The sequence below is a fragment of the Nocardiopsis sp. CNS-639 genome, assembly GCF_000381685.1.
In the GTDB taxonomy this organism is placed as follows: Bacteria; Actinomycetota; Actinomycetes; order Streptosporangiales; family Streptosporangiaceae; genus Nocardiopsis; species Nocardiopsis dassonvillei.
Genome location: NZ_KB906857.1, coordinates 379,533 through 396,985, shown reverse-complemented (window position 1 = coordinate 396,985; position 17,453 = coordinate 379,533). Strand labels below are relative to the sequence as shown.

The following is a 17,453-nucleotide window of genomic DNA, read 5'->3' as shown; positions in this document are numbered from 1 at the left end:
GCCCGCTTCCTCGCGTGCGGGCGACCACCCGTGTGCGGACGGTGGGCGTCGGCGCCGCGCCGCCCCGCCCCCGTGCGGGGACCATCCCGCCTTCCGGCGGCCGGTGTCCCCGTCCGACGGCGCCTCCACCCGGTACGCGCCCCGTCGAGCACGGCGCCTCGCACCCCGCGCGGCCTCCGCACGCCGCGTCCGGCCTCTCTGGGCGAAGGTACAAAACACGCATTGGTGACAGGTGGGGTGGCACAGCCCGTCGTTCGCAGCGGTAACCTATGGACGCCTGTATGGCGTGCCCGGTGCCGACCTCCTCCCAGAAGCGGTCGTTGAACCGGGCGCGGTCCGTGACATCCCCCGGTCGCCCGGACACGCTCCCCCGTTTCGGTACGCCGTACGGGGTGGACCGCGTATGTCGGCCGGTGCGCACAGGCGAGTACGAGCACGCCCGTCCGTCCCCAGCGTGGATCGGACGAGACATCAACCCTTGGAGGTGGCGGTGGCGTCAAGGGCGCTGGCCGTCTGGGAGCACCGGAAGGTCGTCGGCCTCCTGGTCCGGCGCGACCTGAAGGTCAAGTACCAGCAGTCCGTACTGGGGTACGCGTGGACGATGTTGGAGCCGCTGGCTCTGACGATGGTCTACTTCGTCGTCTTCGGCGTCATCCTCAACGCGGAACGGGGAATGCCGGAGGAGGCCCTGGCGCAGGGCGGTTTCCTGCTGTTCCTCGTGGCGGGGATCCTGCCCTGGAACACCTTCGGGGCGATCCTGTCCGAGGCCCCCCGCGCGATGATCACGCACGCCAAGCTGATCACCACCATGAAGGTGCCGCGGGAGATCTTCCCCACGGCCACGGTCGGCACGAAGTTCATCGAGTACCTGCTCACCTGGCCCGTGCTGATCCTCTTCGTGATCTTCCTCGGGGGCAGGCCCTCGTGGGAGGGCGTGCTGGTGTGGCTGCCGCTGGCCGTCGTGCTCCAGTTCGTCTTCGGGCTGGGCCTCACCCTCTTCCTGTCCGCGGTCAACGTGCTGCTGCGCGACGTCGAGCGCCTGGTGCGCATCGCCTCCCGCCTGCTGTTCTACGGCTCGGCGGTCCTGTTCCCCGCCTCGCTGGTGCTCACCGAGCCCAGCGTTCCGGAGTGGGCGAAGACACTTTTCCAGCTCAACCCGCTGCTGGGTATCTTCGAGATGCACCGTGCCGTGTGGTTCGCCGGATTCGACGAACTCACCCCGAGCACCCTCGCGTTGACCTCGTCGGTGGTCGGTTCGATTCTCATGCTGATCATCGGATACTGGACGTTCCGCCGTCTGGAGATGTCCGTCCTGAAGGAGCTGTGATGGCGCAGACGACCTACGGCGCCGGGATCACCACCGGGCCGGTCATCGAGGCCAAGAACCTCGGCGTCAAGTTCGCCGTGAACCGCCGGCGCAAGCGCAGCCTGCGCGAGATGTTCATCCACGGCACCAAGCGCGACCCCAACGCCGAGGGCGACGAGTTCTGGCCGCTGCGCGACGTCACGTTCGACATCGGACGCGGCGAGTGCGTGGGCATCGTGGGCAAGAACGGCACCGGCAAGTCGACCCTGCTCAAGCTGATCGCCGGGGTGCTCATCCCCGACGAGGGCGAGGTGCACGTGCACGGCAAGGTGGCCCCGCTGCTGGAGCTGCGCGCCGGGTTCAACGACAACCTGACCGGCCGCGAGAACGTGTACCTGGTCGGCTCCCTGCACGGGATGTCCGAGAAGCAGATCGACGAGCGCTTCGACGAGATCGTCGACTTCGCCGAGATCAAGTCCAAGTTCGTGGACACCCCGGTGCGCCACTACTCCAGCGGCATGAAGGTGCGGCTCGGCTTCGCGCTGATCTCGCAGCTGGAGCACCCGATCATGCTGGTCGACGAGGTGCTCGCGGTCGGCGACAAGGCCTTCAAGCGCAAGTGCTACGAGGCCATCGACCGCATGCTGGCCAACCAGCGCACGATGGTCCTGGTGTCGCACAGCGAGAGGGACCTGCGCCGGTTCTGCAACCGCGGGCTCTACGTCAAGGGCGGCGGGCTCGCCCTGGACACCGACATCGACGCCGCGCTCGCCGCCTACAACGAGGACACCCAGGCGGAGATCGAGGAGCGCAAGAAGCGCGACGCCGAGAAGAAGAAGCGCGCGGAGGAGAAGGCCAGGAAGGCCGCCGAGGCCGACGACGGCGGCGGCGACGGCGGCCAGGCGGCCTGAAAGCCGCCCGGGTCCGCCCGGCCTTCCCCCGAACGCACTGACGCGCACCACCGGAGACCTGTCCGGTGGTGCGCGTCCGGCGTTTCGCCACATGTCCGGACAGGGCCCCGCACCGCCCGACCCCGCCGCGACGATCTGCGTGTGTGTCAGTGATTGAACCGTTATACAGAGTGAGAAACGGTGTCTCCCATCAGAGCTGGGAGAGGACACGTCCATGGCCCACAGCGGCACCGTGGCGCGGCTGGCCGCGCGGATGCTCGAACGCAGACACGTCACCCGCTCCGGGGTGGCCCGGATCGGCGTCCTGGGGGCCGTGGGCGCGGCGGTCTGGTTCTCCCGGGCCGACGCGGTCGGCGGCCTGGCGGGCTCGGCCTTCCTCGGCGCGGTCCTGTTCTGCGACGCGGTCCGCGAGCACATGCGGGCCGACCGGCGCGACGCCCTCACCCTGTGGCTCGCGGCGATGCTGTCGCAGCTGCGCGAGTACGCGGTCTACCTCGGCCTGGCGGCGGGCGCCGTGGCCGCCGGGATCGGCGGGGCCTGGGGGTGGGCCGCGGGCGCGCTGGTCGCCCTGGCCCTGCGCGACTCGCTCCTGGCGGCCGGGTCCGCTCCGGCCGTCCCGGAGCCGGGGCCGGGTCGAAGGAGACCCCCCTCGTCCGCCCAGCGGCCCGCTGGCGGCCTTCTGGGGGGTCTGGCGCCCCGCCCGCCCCAGGGGCCGCGCGCCAGCGATCCCGGCCTGACCGAGCGACTGTTCGGCGCCACTGTGGTGGACGGCACAACGGGTGGTTCGCGTCCGGTCCGCGCCCCCGCCGGGGCCCGCGCCGACGGAACGGCCGTGAACCGGCCCGCGGTGAACGGAGTCTCCGTCAACGGCGTCCGGGTGAACGGGGCCGTCAGGCACGGAACCCCCCTGTGCGGAAGCCCCGAGGAAGGGACCCGTCCGAACGGCCTCCCCCCGAACGGGGCCCCTGGCCGGGACCGCGCCGACGCCGGAGCCGGCGACCGCGGCGCGGACGGCGCCGACGACCGCCCCGCCTCCTCGCCGCTGCGCCGGATCGCGGACTTCCCCCAACCCGTGCGCTTCCTGGCCATCGCGGTGACCGCCACGCTCTGGGACGCGCGCGTCGCCTTCGTCACCCTCGTGGTCGGCTGCGTCGTCGCGGCGACCGCCCAACTCGCCGATCCCGCCCGGAGCCGACAGTGAACGCGAACGCCGCGCACGGGGGTTCGGACCGGGACCGGTACGACCCGATCCGTCCCGACCTGCGGTTTCTTCGTGATGACAGTCACATGGCGCTCCTGCTCGGCCGGATCGCGCCGGGGGGAGCGCCGCCCCTGCTCACGGCGCTCACCGGACTCCTGGTCGTCGGAACGCTCCTCGCGGCAGGCCACGGACGGCTGGCAGGCATTACCCTGTTCGCACCGGTCGCTGCCCTGCTACTGTCCGGACTGGCCTCGGGCCACCCCCACGACGGACGGTTCGACTGGCTCGTGCCACCCGTCCTGCGCGTCACCGAGTACGGGTACCTGGCGGTCCTGGGGCTGGCGTCCGGTGTACCGGGTCCACTGGTGTTCGTACTCTTGATGGCGGTCGCCTGGCACCACGGCGACGACGTGGCCCGTCCCGCGGTCGGCGCGGCCCGCCCCGCGGGGGTGCGCGCCGCGGCGCTCGGCTGGGACGGCCGCATGCTCGTCATCGCGGTCGCGGGAGCGCTGCACGCGCTCGCCCCCGCCTACGGCATACTCGCCGGATACCTGGCGGTGCTGCTCGTCCGCGAGGCCGTGCGCACCTGGAGCGCGACACCGGTGGCCGACGTACGCGCCAGCGCCGCCCCCGGCGAGGGCGACACGGACCAGGGGGATCCGCGGATCCCCCGACCAGGCCACGCAGACGGGGGCCAACCGGCCGCCGGAACGAACGGGGAGGCGTGAGAGCCCTCCCCGACTAAGGAGGAACACGCCCTCATGCTCGGAATGGTTCTCGCCGCAGGCGCGGGGCGCCGTCTACGCCCCTACACCGACACCCTGCCCAAGGCGCTGGTGCCCGTCGACGGCGAGACGACCATCATGGACATCTCGCTGCGCAACCTGGCGGCGGCCGGGCTGACCGACGTCGTCGTCGTGGTCGGCTACCGCGCGGAGGCGGTCGAGGCGCGCAAGGAGGCACTGGAGGAGCGCCACGGCGTCAAGCTCACCCTCAGCCACAACGACAAGGCCGAGGAGTGGAACAACGCCTACTCACTGTGGACCGCGCGCGAGTTCTTCTCCGAGGGCGTCCTCCTCGTCAACGGCGACACGGTTCACCCCGTGAGCGTCGAGGAAACGCTACTCGCCGCACGGGGACCGGAACTGCTCCTCGCGGTGGACAGCGTGAAAAGCCTCGCTGACGAGGAGATGAAGGTGACCCTGGACGAGGAGGGCCACCTGCGCACGATCACCAAGCTCATGGACCCGGCCACCGCCGCGGGCGAGTACATCGGCGCCACCCTCATCGAGGGCTCCCTGGACGCCCGTCTCGCCGACGCCCTCAAGGCCACCTGGGAGCGCGACCCGCAGCTGTACTACGAGGACGGCTACCAGGAGCTGGTCAACCGCGGCGAGAAGGTCGCCGTGGCGCCGATCGGCGAGGTGGACTGGGTCGAGGTCGACAACCACGACGACCTGGCCAAGGCGAGGGAGATCGCATGCCGCTACTAGCCCGCATGCTCCCCTCCCCGCTGGCGATCGACGTGCGCCGGGGAGCCGTCTCCTCCCTCGGGACGCTGCTCGCCGACCGCAGGATCGCCACCGAGGGACGCATCGCCGTGGCCGTCGGCCCGGGGCAGGGGGCGCAGATCGCCTCCGAGCTGGACCTGCCCAACTGCGAGGTCTTCCACGTCGAGGAGGGCACCGTCGACGCCGCGACCGAGCTGGGCAAGAAGCTCCGCTCGGGCGCCTACGAGGCGGTCGCCGGGATCGGCGGCGGCAAGACCATCGACGTGACCAAGTTCGCCGCCACCATGGCGGGGATCCCCATGGTGGCCGTGGCCACCAACCTCGCGCACGACGGCATCGCCTCGCCGGTCAGCTCGCTGGAGCACGAGGGCGGCAAGCCCTCCATCGGCGTGACCATGCCCATCGCCGTGGTCATCGACGTCGACTACGTCCGGGCGGCCCCCTCGCACCTGGTGCGCTCGGGCATCGGCGACGTGGTCAGCAACATCTCCGCCATCGAGGACTGGGAGCTGGCGGGCCGGGTCAACGGCGAGCCGGTGGACGGCATGTCCGTCACCTTCGCCAGGGTCGCGGCCGAGGCGGTCCTGCACCGCCCGGACTCGGTGGAGTCCGAGGCCTTCCTCACGGTGCTGGCCGAGGGCCTGGTGCTCTCGGGGATGGCGATGTCGGTGGCCGGGTCCAGCCGCCCCGCCAGCGGCGCGTGCCACGAGATCCTGCACGCGATCACCCAGCTCCACCCGGGCACCAGCAACCACGGCGAGCTCGCCGGGCTGGGCGCGCTGTACGCGTCCTTCCTGCGGGTGCGGCACCTGGACTGGTCGCAGGCGCGGATGAACGAGATCCGCGACTGCCTGATCCGTCACGAGCTGCCCGTCGTGCCCTCCGACGTCGGACTCGACGAGGCGGAGTTCGCACGGGCGGTGGTCCACGCCCCGGACACCCGTCCGGGCCGGTTCACCATCCTGGAACACCTGAACCTCTCCGAGGACGAGATCGGACGGAGCGTCAAGGACTATGTCGAAGCCGTCGGTCGCTGAGGTCCGCGCGGGCGGCCAGCCCGCCGGCATCAAGGAGAGGACGAACGAGGAGCACTGGGCGGGCCGCCTCTACATGCGCGACCTGTCCCCGTACCTGACCACGTTCTTCGTCCGGCTCGGCGTCCCCCCCAACCCGATCACCTACCTGATGATGGCCTTCGGCGTGCTCGCCGGGGTCGTGGTCGCCTTCGGCGGCCTGTGGTCGGCGATCGTGGCGGCGCTGTTCGTGCAGGTGTACCTGCTGCTGGACTGCTCCGACGGCGAGGTGGCGCGCTACACCGGCCGCACCAGCGTGGCCGGGATCTACCTGGACCGCATCGGCCACTACGTGTCCGAGATCGCGCTCCTCATCGGTCTGGGCGTGCGCGCCCAGGGCGAGTGGGAGCCGGGCGGCTGGGTGATCCTGGGCATGGCCGCGGCGATCGGCGTGGCGCTCATCAAGGCCGAGACCGACAACGTGGTGGTGGCGCGGGCCAAGGCGGGCCTGCCCGAGAAGGTCTCGGACGAGGCGATGCGTCCGCGCTCGTCCGGGCTCAGCCTGGCCCGCCGCCTGGCCTCGGCGCTGAAGGTGCACCGCCTCATCCAGGCCGTGGAGCTGTCCCTGATCGTCGTGGTGGCGGCCGTGGTGGACGCCTTCCTCGGCGACCTGACGGCCACCCGGATCCTGGTGGCGGCGTGCGCCGCGGTGGGCGTGCTGATGAGCTTCGCGCACTTCGTGAGCGTGCTCGCCTCACGCCGCCTCGAATAGCGCGGACACTTCGGGCGCCCCCGGCCCGAACCGGGTCGGAGCGTCACGAACGACGCGCCGATGACGTTGACGTCACGAACGGGGCCGTGCAGGTTACCCTGTCCACGGTCCCGTCCACCTTCCCTTTATTCTTTCGTTAGTCTGTTCCTGCGATCGTTGGCCGTGTGTCAACCTTCCAGTAACACTTCGTCCACTGAACGGTCGCAACCATGGCCACACCCGTGATTCCGTCCTCACCGAGCCCGGAGAAGCCGGAGGTGACGGTCTCCCCAGCGCCCAGAGCCGAACGGAGCCGCCCCCAGGTGTCCGCGCCCACCCTGTCCTGCGTCCTGTTGACGATGGGCAACCGTCCGGCCGAGCTGCGCCGCGCCATCACCAGCGTGTTCGAGCAGGAGGACGCGGACGTCGAGGTCGTGGTCGTCGGCAACGGCGCGGACCTGCCGGAGCTGCCCGAGGGCGTCACGCGGGTGCGCCTGCCGGAGAACGTGGGCATCCCCGAGGGGCGCAACCACGGGGTGCGCGCGACCAGCGGCGACATCATCCTCTTCCTGGACGACGACGGCTGGTACCGCTCCAGGAACCTCGCCCGCCACGTGCGCGAGCGCTTCGCCGCCGACCCGTCGCTGGGCGCGCTGTCCTTCCGCATCGCCGACCCCGACGGCGGCCCCGACCAGCGCCGCCACGTGCCGCGCCTGCGCGTGGGCGACTCCCGCAAGTCGAGCGTGGTGACCACGTTCCTGGGCGGGGCGTGCGCGATCCGGCGCACCGCCTTCGAGGCCGGGGGCGGCCTGCCGGGCGACTTCTTCTACGCGCACGAGGAGACCGACCTCGCCTGGCGGATCATGGACGCGGGCTACGGGATCGAGTACGACGCCGACGCGGTGATGTACCACCCGGCGGTGGCGCCGACCCGGCACGAGAACTTCTACCGGCTCAACGCCCGCAACCGGGTGTGGCTGGCCCGCCGCAACCTGCCCTGGCCCCTGGCCGCGGCCTACCTCGGCACCTGGGTCGGGCTGACCGTGCTGCGCGAGCGCGACCGCGACGCGCTGCGCTCGTGGTTCGGGGGCTTCCGGGAGGGCTGGCGCGAGGAGGCCGGTCCGCGCACCCCGATCAGCTGGTCGACCGCGTGGCGGATGACCCGCGCCGGACGCCCGCCGATCATCTGATCCCCCGGCCGGCCCCGGCGTCGGCCGGGGCCCGCCGCCCCGCGCGCCGGTGGCCGGTCCGGCCACGACAGCGAAAAGCCCCCTCGACCGACGGGCTCCGGAGTTCCAGAACTCCTCGGACCCACCGGTCGAGGGGGCTTTTCGCTCAGCTGGTGGCCGCGTCGCGGTGGCGCACCTGGGGGGCGCGATCCTTCGGCACGAAGTGGGGCCAGGTCGGCGTTCCGCATTCGGCCGCGTGCAGCGCCGCGCGCACGTTGGCGGAGAACAGGCGTGAGGCGTCCTCCAGGGTTCCGGCCTCCACACCCATCGTCACCGAGAGCGTGCGGTTGGCCAGGCTTCCGACCACGTCGGGGTCGACGATGCCGGGATCGCACTCCTGGAGGTTGTCCAACTCGTCGACGAAGCGGTCGACGAAGTCGTCGAAGTCCCCGTCACTGTCGGCGCCGTTCCGTGCTTCGAAGGAAAGGTCGGCTACGAGGTGGTGTGTGGTCACAGGTTCCGCTCCTCCCAGCATGTGGCCCGACGCAGCTGCCCCAGCAGGTCCTTGAGGTAATTTGCCCCGGAGGGCGTGAGCTTAACGGTCTTGAAGTGTTTCTCCGGGCACGGGCAGTACATCTTGTAGTACTTCTTCCTGCGCTCGACCCTCCACTGTCTGACCTCGGCTGCCCGGAGCACGGATTCCAGATCCTTGTTCGGGTGTCGTGGACGAACCATACGCAGTCCCGGCCGGTCGCACAGAGGGGAGAGGGGTCGGCGCCTGAGCTGCTGTGGCCCAAGCGTAGGTGAAGCCTAGGGGAGCGGGCTCCGACGGACCGGCGGTTCGGCGTTTTCGACCCGGATTCCTCGGGGCGGGACGCGGCGGGGGCAGGGCGGCGGCCGCGGCCTCGATGCGGTGACGGAAAACTGTTGCCGCTTGACAATAGTTGACTCTGGCGGCATTGTTTACGGTTGGGAAGCCCGCCCCGAGGTGGCGGCTGCCCAGGGCAGGGCGGGGACGCCGGGGTTCCACCCAGACGTGGCGCCGGGCCGACCGCCCGGTCCGCACCAGTGGCTCAAGCCGTGCGGAAGTTCGGCTGGTCGGAACTCTCGGAGCGTTCCTCGGAGCGGCTCGCCGCCTCGCGGAAGGACACGAGCCCTTCCATGAGCATCACCCGCTTGCGCGGGGGCATGCGGGCGATGACCTCGTGGAGCTCAGCCTCCCTGCGAGCCCTCAGGTCGCGCAGGAAGGTCCGGCCGCTCTCGCTCAGCCAGAGCCTCAGCTCACGACGGCTGTTCGGACTCGGCGTCCGGGTCACGAAGCCGACCGCCTGGAGGCGGTCGCACAGCCTGCTCACGGACGGAGGGGTGGAACCCAGGCGCTCGGTCACCGTACGCAGGTTCACACCGTCCTCCTCCTCAAGGATGAAGAGGACCTTGAGCTGCGGAGGGGAGACCGGTGAGGAGGCGACCTCACGGCCGCGCCCCCAGAGCACTTCCATGAGTTCGGTGACGGTGGAGGCCGCACGGGCTGCTTCGGCTGTCGGTTCCTGCGATTCAGGACTCACTTTCCACTCTCACACGTCGCGTCTGTGAGCTGTACCCATCCGGCATCGGAAATGGGGTACCTCTACGACCATAACGGAACGCCCCGTTCCGCGCCCGCCGACCGTACCCGTGCCGGTGTGCGGGATACTTCTCCAATCGGCACAGAAAAAACAGGTCGAGCCAGTGAACAGATACGAGACCGTAGCGCGGTCCCTCCGCGAGGCCCAACCGTACGGGCTCATGGCGGTCCTCCGCGGGGCTCTCTCCGAGGACTACGCGGCGGTGTCCGCCGAACTCTTCCTCGCTGACTACGGACTCAAGGTACTCTGCCACGTCCCCGATCCGCCCGGGGAGTGCGCGGGGGAGTACTCCGTCTTCAACAGTGTCGTGGGCAGGGTCTTCGGCGCGCAGGAGACCTTCGTCGAGGACAGCTTCGGGTCCGAGGCCGTCACCGTCCACCTCCCGGTCAGCGCCCGCGGCGACCGGCTGGGCGTGCTCACCGTCGAGCTGAAGGCGGACGACTACTCCGCCGGGGTGCTCGCCGAACTGGAGCAGGTCGCCCGCGTGCTCGGCCACGAGATCCTCGTCGCCGAACGCGACACCGACGTCTACCGGACGCTGCGCCGCAGGGACCGACTCACCCTGGCCGCCGAGGTCCAGTGGGACCTGCTGCCGGGCCGGGGCTTCGAGTGCCCCGAGTACAGCATCGGCGCCCAGCTGGAGCCGGCCTACTCCATACGCGGCGACAACTTCGACTGGTCGGCCGCGCCGGACCGGCTCACCCTGGGCATCACCAACGGCATGGGCGAGGGCATCGACGCCTCGCTGCTGACCAGCCTGGCGGTCAACGCCCTGCGCAACGCCCGCCGCAGCGGGATCCCGCTGGCCGACCAGGTCGCCCTCGCCGACAAGGCCGTCTACGCCCACTACCGGGGAGAGCGCTACCTGGACGTCCTCCTGCTCGGCTTCGACCTGGCCACCGGCGAGGTGCAGGCGGTCGACGCGGGCTCGCCCCTCCTCTACCGCCTGCGCGGCGACCGGGTCGAGCAGATGCCCTTCGAGGCCCAGCTGCCCATGGGCATGGCCGAGGACACCGTCTACACCGCGGAGAGCTTCCGGGTCGAGCCGGGCGACCGGCTGGTGTTCGTCAGCGACGGCGTGTTCGACGCCAAGGGATCGTCTGAGGGGGAGACCTTCGGCACCCGAGCCCTGTCCCTGGCCATCCTGGCCACCAGGTTGGTGCCCAGCGCCTCCGTTCCCCAGGAGGTCCTGCGCCACCTGGCCGAGTACCGGGGCGACCACGAGTCCCTCGATGACGCGCTGGTGGTGTGCCTGGACTGGCGGGGTCGGCCCGAGCCGGAGTAGGCGCCGCGTCCCGCTCCGGCGCACGCCGCGCCCCGTGCCCGCCCGCCTCAGGTCTGGTAGACAATTGCCACGCGGCAACAACGCGGAATCCCCCTTCCAGTGACACGCAGGACCACGAGGAGATGTATGACTGACGGAGCATCCGACCACTCAGGGTCGGGCGCGCGGATCGTGTCCGCCTTCCTCCGGCGCCGCAGGGAGCAGATCGCCCAGCGGTGGGCCGACCTGCCCCTCTTCCAGACGGTGTTCACCGTCACCCGGGACGAGGCCGTCGAGGCCTGCCACGCCGTCGTCGACTCCCTCGCGGTGGTCGCCGACAGCGGGCGCGTCGACGACCTGGAGGCCCCGGGCTTCCACCCCGTCCGCGAACAGCTCGTCGCCATGACCGCCTCGCGGACCAGGTCGGGGCTGTCCATCGCCCAGGTCGACCGCGAGGTCGGCGTCCTGGGCGAGGCCGCGATGGAACTGCTGGTCTCGGACGCCCCCGGGACCGGGCCCGACGAGCTGTGCGACATCCGAGTCCAGCTCGTCACGCTGTTCGCCACCCTGCGGGTCATGGTCGTCGAGAGCATGCTCCAGGAGAACCAGGAGATCATCCAGCGCCAGCGCCAGCAGCTCCTGGAGATGGCGACCCCGGTCGTCAAGCTCTGGGACCGCCTCGTCGCCGTGCCGCTCATCGGCATGCTCGACAGCGCGCGCAGCCAGGTGGTGATGGAGAACCTCCTGGAGGCCATCGTCGAGCACAAGGCCACCATCGCCATCCTGGACATCACCGGCGTGTCCACGGTGGACTCGCTCGTGGCCCAACACCTCATGAAGACCGTCGCCTCGGCGCGGCTCATGGGCGCGGAGTGCGTGATCTCCGGTATCCGCCCCGCCATCGCCCAGACCATCGTCCAACTCGGCCTCGACTTGGGCCCGGTCACCACCCGCGCCAGTCTGGCCGACGCGCTGGAGTGGGCGCTGGAGCGCCGTCAGCGCAACGTGCAGTCCGTCAAGGGCCCCGAGAGCTGATTGGACAGGTACGTGACTAGTCCTCCCACCATCCCGGTCCTCGACCTCGGCGGGTTGCTGCTCGTGAGCATCCAGGGCGAACTCCCCGACGAGGCCGCGGTCGATCTCCAGAACGACGTGACCGCCGCGGTGGCCGACACCGGTTCGCGCGGACTCATCATCGACATCAGCTCGCTCGACATGGTCGACTCCTTCCTCGCACGCGTCCTCGCCGAGGTGGCGGCCTCCTCCCGGCTCCTCGCGGCCAGGACCGTCCTGGTCGGCATGCGCCCGGCGGTGGCCATCACCCTGGTCGAACTGGGCCTGACCCTGCCGGGCATGGACACCGCCCGCACGGTCACCGAGGCGGCGGCCAGCTTCGGGGTCACCATCGAACGGAAGGATCGGCCGGAACGGGGCGCGACGTGAGCCGGACCTCCGCGGAACCGATCCACGTACCCATCCGCAGGGACACCGACCTGACCGTGGTCCGACAACAGGTGCGCGCCCTGGCACAGCAGACCGGATTCGGCCTGGTCCAGCAGACCAAGCTCGTGACCGCGGCCAGCGAGCTGGCCCGCAACACACTCCTGCACGGCGGGGGCGGGTCCACCGAGATCAGCGTCGTCCACGGCCAGGCGGGACAGGGACTGCGCGTGTCCTTCGTCGACTCCGGGCCGGGAATCCCCGACGTGGACATGGCCCTGACCGACGGCTACTCCACCGCGGGCGGCCTGGGCATGGGCCTGAGCGGCTCCAAACGCCTCGTGCAGGAGTTCGAGATCGAGAACCTCCCCGAGGGAGGGACCAGGGTGACCATCACCTCCTGGGCCGACCCCTACGGGCGCGGAGCCCGATGACCAGGGTCTGGGACCTGGCGGTCACCGACGCCACGCACGTGTCCGAAGCGGCCCGGACCGCCCGCAAGGCCGCGCTCGGCATCGGTCTGGACGGGGCCGCGGCGGACGCCGCGGCCCTCGCCGCGTCCGAACTGGCGACCAACATGTGCAGGTACGCCGGTGGTGGGCGCTTCGTGGCGGAGGAGGCCAGGGAGCCGTGGGGAACGGCCCGGGCGCTGCAGATCCTCGCCCTGGACCACGGCCCCGGGATCCCCGACGTCCCGCGCGCCATGGAGGACGGCTTCTCCACCTCCGAGGACTCCCTGGGGGCGGGGCTCGGCGCCTGCGCGCGCGCCGCCGACTTCTTCGAGGTCCAGAGCGCTCCCGGAAGGGGGACGGTCGCGGTGGCCCGGTTCGCCCGGCCCGCCGACCGCGCGCTGTTCGGCGCCCGCGCGGCCACGGGCGGGATACACGTCCCCCTGGGCGGCTACAAGCTCTCCGGGGACGCCCTGGCCTTCCGCAGCGGCGGAGCCCTGCGCACGGTCATGCTCGCGGACGGGCTCGGGCACGGTGAGGCCGCGTCGGACGCCGCCGACGTGGCCTCGCGCTTCGTGACCGGGAGCCGGGGAGGGACCCCCGACACGCTGTTGCGCGGGCTGCACGAGGCGCTGCGGCGCACGCGCGGGGCGGCCGTGGCGATCGCCGAGATCGACGAGTCCCGGGGCCGCCTCACCTTCTGCGGGGTCGGCAACATCGGCGCGCGCCTGTACCGGGGCGGGCGCTGGGAGACACTGCTCTCCCAACCCGGGATCGTGGGGGCCTTCTCCCTGCGGACGCCGGCCCCGGCCCGGCGGGAGTGGTCCCCGGGCGACATGCTCATCCTGCACAGCGACGGGGTGCCGGGACGCTGGAAACCCGACGGCGTCGAGGCACTGCGCGGCCACGACGCCGCGGTCGTGGCCGGAGCGGTGTTCCGGGACTCGGGCAGCGCGGCCCGTCCGCTGCGCGACGACACCAGCGTCGCCGTGGTCACGCACACCGCACGCCCTGACGGGGGAGGACGATGACGCAACCGCTGCTCGACCTGCGGGTCCGCGGCGCGGTCGACGCGGCGCGGGCCCGCGCGGCCATGGCACGCGTGCTCGGCGCCGCGCGAGGCGGGGACGAGGCCGAACTGGAGTTCCTGGACGGCGCCTCCTCGTCGGCGCTGCGCGCGGCGGAACCCGACGGCCCGGCCGCGCTGGCGGTGGAGCTGTCCGAGGACGGGCTCGTGCTGCGCGCCACCGTCCGCGACGGCGCGGGGGAGAACTGTTGGGAGTCCGCCCTGCCCCTCCCCGAGCCCCTCGACCCGGAGGTCGCGGCGGACGGCGGTCCGGAGGAGGCCGACGCCGAACTCCTGGCGGCGGAGCTGCTGCGCACCTCCGAGCGCGCGGGGAGGGTGGCCGCCGTCGCGGCCGAGCGCGCACGCGAGCTGGAGTGGCACCAGCGCGAGCTGGAGGAGACCAACCAGGGCGTGCTCGCGCTGCACGCCGAACTCGCCGAGGCCAGCGACGAACAGCGCAGGCTCCTGGCGGCCGAGCGGGCGGCCCGGGACCAGGCGGAGGCCGCCCGCAACAGGCTCACGTTCCTCTCCACGGCCAGCGCGAGGCTCATGACCTCCCTGAACCAGTCGGAGATCTTCGCCCGCATCCAGGACCTGCTCGTGCCCGAGCGCGCCGACGCCGTCGAGGTGTGGCTCACCGACGAGGACGGCGGCCTGTGCGCCTCCGGCGCGCGTGAGGCCGCCGTGCCGGACACGGTGCTCCTGGCCGCGGCCCGGCGACGCCCGACGGACGCCCTGGCCGGGGAGGGGGAACTGGCCCTCCCCCTGCTCACGGGCTCGGGGCTGCTCGGGGTGCTGCTGCTGCGCCGCACCGACCCCCTGGACGCGGACGACGAGGTCGTGCTGGTCGAACTCGCGCGGCGGGCGGCGGCGTCGCTGGACAACGCGCGCCGCTTCGAGCGCGAGCGCGACACCGCGGCCACCCTCCAGCGGGCCATGCTCACCGAGCTGCCCGAGACCCCGGGGATGGAGATGACGGCCCGGTACCTGCCCGCCACGCGCGGGATGAACGTGGGCGGCGACTGGTACGACGTCTTCTCGCGGGGCGACGGCGAGTTCATCGGGGTGGTCGGCGACGTCACCGGGCACGGCATCCACGCCGCGGTGATGATGGGCCAGCTGCGCACGGCCCTGCGCGCCTACGCGCTGGAGGAGCGCAGCCCGGCCGTACTGCTGGAGCGCCTGCACCGGCTGCTGGGCCACCTCGAACCGGACCTGTTCGCGACCGCGGTCATCGTGCGCTTCCGGCCGGGGGATCCCGAGGTGGTGATGGCCGGAGCCGGGCACCCGCCGCCGCTGTGGCGCGACGGCGAGGGCAGGGCGGAGGCGGTTCCCCTGCCGTCCGGCGGCATGCTCGGCCTGCCGGTGGAGCTGACCTACACCGACCACACCGTCGAACTGCCCCCGGGCGCCGCGCTGCTGCTGTACAGCGACGGCCTGATCGAGCGGCGCGGGGAGTCCATCGACGACGGGATCGCGCGCCTGGTGGAGGGCTTCGGGGGACCGCCGTACTGGCGGGGCGGCCCGGACAAGGCGGCCGACGACCTGCTGGACGCCATGGTCAAGTACCAGGACTGCGACGACGACGTGTGCCTGCTGGTCTTCCTCGCCGCCGAGCGGGACGCCCCGCGGGCGGACGGGTAGCGGCGGCCCGGGCCCGCGCGCGCAAGGGGCCGGGCGCCTCTCGGCGCCCGGCCCCTGACACGGTGCCCCGCCCCCGTCGCCCGCCCTCCCGGGCCCGGTGCAGGGGCCGCGGATCAGACCTCGGTGAAGGCCTCGTCGTACTCCAGGCGCGGCAGGCGGTCGAACCACGCGTCCGGGCCCGGCCTGCCGACGTTCATGACCACCAGGGGCCGAAGCGTGGAGTCCTCGCCGAAGAACTCGCGGCGCACGCCCTCGGCGTCGAAGCCGGTCATCGGCCCCGCCGCCAGACCGGCGGCGCGCACGCCCAGGACCAGGTAGCCGATCTGGAGGAACGCGTTCTGCAGGGCCATGCTCTCGCGGGCCTCGACGGGCATCCCGGAGAAGTTGTCCCGGGCGTCGGGCGCGACGGGGAAGGTCTTCGGGAAGTGCTCGTGGAAGTCGGAGTCCGCGGACAGGATCAGGGTGAGCGGCGCCGTCGAGGTCTTGGGGGCGTTGTTGCCCGCCATGTGCGCCACGAGGCGCTCGCGGGCCTCGGCCGAACGCACCACGGTGACCCGCAGCGGCTGGTTGTTCATGGCGGTCGGCCCGTACTTGACCAGGTCGTGGATCGCGCGGACCTGCTCCTCGGTCACCGGCTCGTCGGTGAAGCTGTTCGCGGTACGGGCGTCCCGGAAGAGCAGGTCCTGGGCCGCCTTGTCGAGTACCAGCGCGTCAGTCATGTGTTTCCTCGGTCGTGCTCGTGGTGTGGCGGGGGGCCGTGCGGAGTCGGCTCCGACACGGACCACAACACTTGTTGACGAGGAAGATATTTCTTGGACTGGAAGTGGGGTCAGTCACGCACCGGAGTGCGCTGACGACTCCGCGGGGGCGGCACGACGGGCAGCGGCCCGCCGGAGGCCTCGTCCGCCCACGCCTCCAGGCGCTTGACGAACAGGCGCGCCTGGACCGGCCAGTGGAAGGAGGTCCGCGCGATCCGGTGCCCGGTGCGCGCCAGGTTCCGGCGCAGCTCCGCGTCCCGGCGCAGCCGCAGCACCGACTCCGCCGCGGCCGACACGTCCCCGAACGGCACCACCAGGCCCGACGGGCCCTCCGGGCGGCCGGTCACCAGCTCCTGCGCCACCGGGTTGGGCGTGGTCACCACCGGCAGGCCGTGCGCCATGTACTCCACGACCTTGGTCGGCATCGAGTGCCGGTAGTTGGGCGTGTCGTGCAGCAGGCTCAGCCCCGCCATGGCGCCCGCGCAGATCCGCAGCGCCCGGTCGTTGGGCACGAACCCGTACCAGTGCAGGACGTCCTCCTGCTGGGCCTCGCGCAGCAGCGGCCGCACCCCGGCGTCGGCCCCGCCGATCACCTCCAGGCGCACGCCGTGCGGGCGCAGCATGCGCCCCAGCTCCACCAGTTCGCGCGCGCCGCGCGCCTCGGACACCTGGCCCAGGTACACGATCCGGTCGTCGCCCGGCTCGCGCGCCGGGAACTCCGGCACCTCGGTGGTGTTGGGCACCACCGGGTGCTCCAGGCGGAACCGGGATCGGTACCCCTCCTCGGCCAGCATCAGCCGCATCCGCCGCTCCGCGCGCCGCTCGAAGGATCGCACCACCGTGCCCAGCGGACGCCGCAGCGCCCGGGGCACCCACGCCTTGGTGAGCAGGGCCGCCGCCGTGTCCTCGTGCACGTCCCACACCGTCACCGGGCGTCTGGACGGCAGGGCCATCAGGAGTTCGGGGTCGTGGAAGAGCAGCAGGTCGGCCAGGGGCGCCTGCTCGGCGAGCACCGCGCGGGCGGCGCGCAGCGAGGCGAGCCGCTCGCGCCCCGAGGCGCGCGGCACGTCCACCGAGCGCAGTTCCGACCAGGGGGTCACCCCGCACTCGCGGAACGGCGCCACATAGGTCACGCTGTGTCCGGCGTCCAACAGGGCGCGGATCTGCCGGTGCAGGATCCGTGCGTCCTCCGGGTGGTGCACCACCGTGGCCACGAGCGCGTGCATCGATCTCACCTACCTGTGTCGCCGTCTGAGGCCCTCTCGGGCGGATCGGCCTGGCCGCTCCTCTCGGAGCGGTATCAGCTCTTCGTCACGGTATTCAGCGGGAAAGACGCGCCGAGGAA

General features: G+C 71.9%; 19 protein-coding genes. 14 read left to right on the top strand and 5 right to left on the bottom strand.

What is annotated here, in order from left to right; translation table 11 throughout:
- Window positions 1-478 precede the first annotated feature (478 nt).
- The 8 genes from G011_RS0109170 (at window position 479) to G011_RS0109135 (ending at window position 7,883) form a co-directional block, all read left to right on the top strand.
- The gene (locus G011_RS0109170) at window positions 479-1,327 is read left to right on the top strand and encodes an ABC transporter permease (RefSeq protein ID WP_019608200.1); all 849 of its coding nucleotides are present in this window, start codon (window positions 479-481) and stop codon (window positions 1,325-1,327) included.
- Window positions 1,327-2,217 (top strand): ABC transporter ATP-binding protein, encoded by an 891-nt coding sequence (locus G011_RS0109165; RefSeq protein WP_019608199.1) that lies wholly within the window; start codon window positions 1,327-1,329, stop codon window positions 2,215-2,217. Before G011_RS0109170 ends, G011_RS0109165 begins: the two co-directional genes overlap by 1 nt.
- 214 nt (window positions 2,218-2,431) lie before the next feature.
- Window positions 2,432-3,418, top strand: a complete 987-nt coding sequence (locus tag G011_RS0109160; RefSeq protein WP_026338160.1) for a hypothetical protein — start codon at window positions 2,432-2,434, stop codon at window positions 3,416-3,418.
- On the top strand, window positions 3,415-4,146 hold the full coding sequence (locus tag G011_RS0109155) for a DUF5941 domain-containing protein (protein ID WP_019608198.1): 732 nt from the start codon (window positions 3,415-3,417) through the stop codon (window positions 4,144-4,146). The genes G011_RS0109160 and G011_RS0109155 overlap by 4 nt, the downstream gene beginning before the upstream one ends.
- A 33-nt stretch (window positions 4,147-4,179) precedes the next feature.
- Complete coding sequence (locus G011_RS0109150) at window positions 4,180-4,911, top strand: sugar phosphate nucleotidyltransferase (protein WP_013154871.1); 732 nt, start codon at window positions 4,180-4,182, stop codon at window positions 4,909-4,911.
- 5 nt (window positions 4,912-4,916) lie between these two features.
- Complete coding sequence (locus tag G011_RS0109145) at window positions 4,917-5,966, top strand: iron-containing alcohol dehydrogenase family protein (protein WP_019608197.1); 1,050 nt, start codon at window positions 4,917-4,919, stop codon at window positions 5,964-5,966.
- Complete coding sequence (locus G011_RS0109140) at window positions 5,944-6,714, top strand: CDP-alcohol phosphatidyltransferase family protein (protein ID WP_019608196.1); 771 nt, start codon at window positions 5,944-5,946, stop codon at window positions 6,712-6,714. Before G011_RS0109145 ends, G011_RS0109140 begins: the two co-directional genes overlap by 23 nt.
- Before the next feature lie 302 nt (window positions 6,715-7,016).
- A complete protein-coding gene (locus G011_RS0109135; protein WP_019608195.1) occupies window positions 7,017-7,883 on the top strand; it encodes a glycosyltransferase family 2 protein in 867 nt (288 codons plus the stop codon).
- A gap of 145 nt (window positions 7,884-8,028) precedes the next feature.
- Here G011_RS0109135 and G011_RS0109130 read toward each other — a convergent pair whose 3' ends face one another.
- From G011_RS0109130 to G011_RS0109120, 3 genes are all read right to left on the bottom strand, one after another.
- Entirely contained in the window at window positions 8,029-8,376 is a 348-nt protein-coding gene (locus G011_RS0109130; protein ID WP_019608194.1) for a hypothetical protein, read from the bottom strand.
- The gene (locus tag G011_RS0109125) at window positions 8,373-8,558 is read right to left on the bottom strand and encodes a hypothetical protein (RefSeq protein WP_019608193.1); all 186 of its coding nucleotides are present in this window, start codon (window positions 8,556-8,558) and stop codon (window positions 8,373-8,375) included. The genes G011_RS0109130 and G011_RS0109125 overlap by 4 nt, the downstream gene beginning before the upstream one ends.
- A gap of 377 nt (window positions 8,559-8,935) precedes the next feature.
- A complete protein-coding gene (locus tag G011_RS0109120) occupies window positions 8,936-9,361 on the bottom strand; it encodes a MarR family transcriptional regulator (RefSeq protein ID WP_013154865.1) in 426 nt (141 codons plus the stop codon).
- A 286-nt stretch (window positions 9,362-9,647) separates the two neighbouring features.
- Here G011_RS0109120 and G011_RS0109115 point away from each other — a divergent pair, with 286 nt between their 5' ends.
- The 6 genes from G011_RS0109115 (at window position 9,648) to G011_RS0109090 (ending at window position 15,350) form a co-directional block, all read left to right on the top strand.
- The gene (locus tag G011_RS0109115) at window positions 9,648-10,772 is read left to right on the top strand and encodes a PP2C family protein-serine/threonine phosphatase (protein WP_019608192.1); all 1,125 of its coding nucleotides are present in this window, start codon (window positions 9,648-9,650) and stop codon (window positions 10,770-10,772) included.
- Between the two features lie 126 nt (window positions 10,773-10,898).
- Entirely contained in the window at window positions 10,899-11,786 is an 888-nt protein-coding gene (locus G011_RS0109110; protein WP_026338157.1) for an STAS domain-containing protein, read from the top strand.
- Window positions 11,787-11,798: 12 nt separating this feature from the next.
- Window positions 11,799-12,194 (top strand): STAS domain-containing protein, encoded by a 396-nt coding sequence (locus G011_RS0109105; protein WP_013154862.1) that lies wholly within the window; start codon window positions 11,799-11,801, stop codon window positions 12,192-12,194.
- Window positions 12,191-12,625, top strand: a complete 435-nt coding sequence (locus tag G011_RS0109100) for an anti-sigma regulatory factor (protein ID WP_019608189.1) — start codon at window positions 12,191-12,193, stop codon at window positions 12,623-12,625. The genes G011_RS0109105 and G011_RS0109100 overlap by 4 nt, the downstream gene beginning before the upstream one ends.
- Complete coding sequence (locus G011_RS0109095; protein ID WP_019608188.1) at window positions 12,622-13,671, top strand: SpoIIE family protein phosphatase; 1,050 nt, start codon at window positions 12,622-12,624, stop codon at window positions 13,669-13,671. Before G011_RS0109100 ends, G011_RS0109095 begins: the two co-directional genes overlap by 4 nt.
- A complete protein-coding gene (locus tag G011_RS0109090) occupies window positions 13,668-15,350 on the top strand; it encodes a PP2C family protein-serine/threonine phosphatase (RefSeq protein ID WP_019608187.1) in 1,683 nt (560 codons plus the stop codon). The genes G011_RS0109095 and G011_RS0109090 overlap by 4 nt, the downstream gene beginning before the upstream one ends.
- Window positions 15,351-15,463: 113 nt before the next feature.
- On the opposite strand, the gene G011_RS0109085 is transcribed toward G011_RS0109090, so the two are convergent.
- Both G011_RS0109085 and G011_RS0109080 read right to left on the bottom strand, forming a co-directional pair.
- Entirely contained in the window at window positions 15,464-16,069 is a 606-nt protein-coding gene (locus G011_RS0109085; protein WP_019608186.1) for a malonic semialdehyde reductase, read from the bottom strand.
- A gap of 110 nt (window positions 16,070-16,179) precedes the next feature.
- Window positions 16,180-17,334, bottom strand: a complete 1,155-nt coding sequence (locus tag G011_RS0109080) for a glycosyltransferase (RefSeq protein ID WP_019608185.1) — start codon at window positions 17,332-17,334, stop codon at window positions 16,180-16,182.
- Window positions 17,335-17,453: the final 119 nt, after the last annotated feature.

Coding starts and splice junctions, on each gene's coding strand:
- G011_RS0109165 (WP_019608199.1), top strand. CDS start 1,327: ATGGCGCAGACGACCTACGGCGCCGGGATCACCACCGGGCCGGTCATC.
- G011_RS0109160 (WP_026338160.1), top strand. CDS start 2,432: ATGGCCCACAGCGGCACCGTGGCGCGGCTGGCCGCGCGGATGCTCGAA.
- G011_RS0109150 (WP_013154871.1), top strand. CDS start 4,180: ATGCTCGGAATGGTTCTCGCCGCAGGCGCGGGGCGCCGTCTACGCCCC.
- G011_RS0109145 (WP_019608197.1), top strand. CDS start 4,917: ATGCTCCCCTCCCCGCTGGCGATCGACGTGCGCCGGGGAGCCGTCTCC.
- G011_RS0109140 (WP_019608196.1), top strand. CDS start 5,944: ATGTCGAAGCCGTCGGTCGCTGAGGTCCGCGCGGGCGGCCAGCCCGCC.
- G011_RS0109120 (WP_013154865.1), bottom strand. CDS start 9,361: ATGGAAGTGCTCTGGGGGCGCGGCCGTGAGGTCGCCTCCTCACCGGTC.
- G011_RS0109115 (WP_019608192.1), top strand. CDS start 9,648: ATGGCGGTCCTCCGCGGGGCTCTCTCCGAGGACTACGCGGCGGTGTCC.
- G011_RS0109110 (WP_026338157.1), top strand. CDS start 10,899: ATGACTGACGGAGCATCCGACCACTCAGGGTCGGGCGCGCGGATCGTG.
- G011_RS0109095 (WP_019608188.1), top strand. CDS start 12,622: ATGACCAGGGTCTGGGACCTGGCGGTCACCGACGCCACGCACGTGTCC.
- G011_RS0109090 (WP_019608187.1), top strand. CDS start 13,668: ATGACGCAACCGCTGCTCGACCTGCGGGTCCGCGGCGCGGTCGACGCG.
- G011_RS0109085 (WP_019608186.1), bottom strand. CDS start 16,069: ATGACTGACGCGCTGGTACTCGACAAGGCGGCCCAGGACCTGCTCTTC.
- G011_RS0109080 (WP_019608185.1), bottom strand. CDS start 17,334: ATGCACGCGCTCGTGGCCACGGTGGTGCACCACCCGGAGGACGCACGG.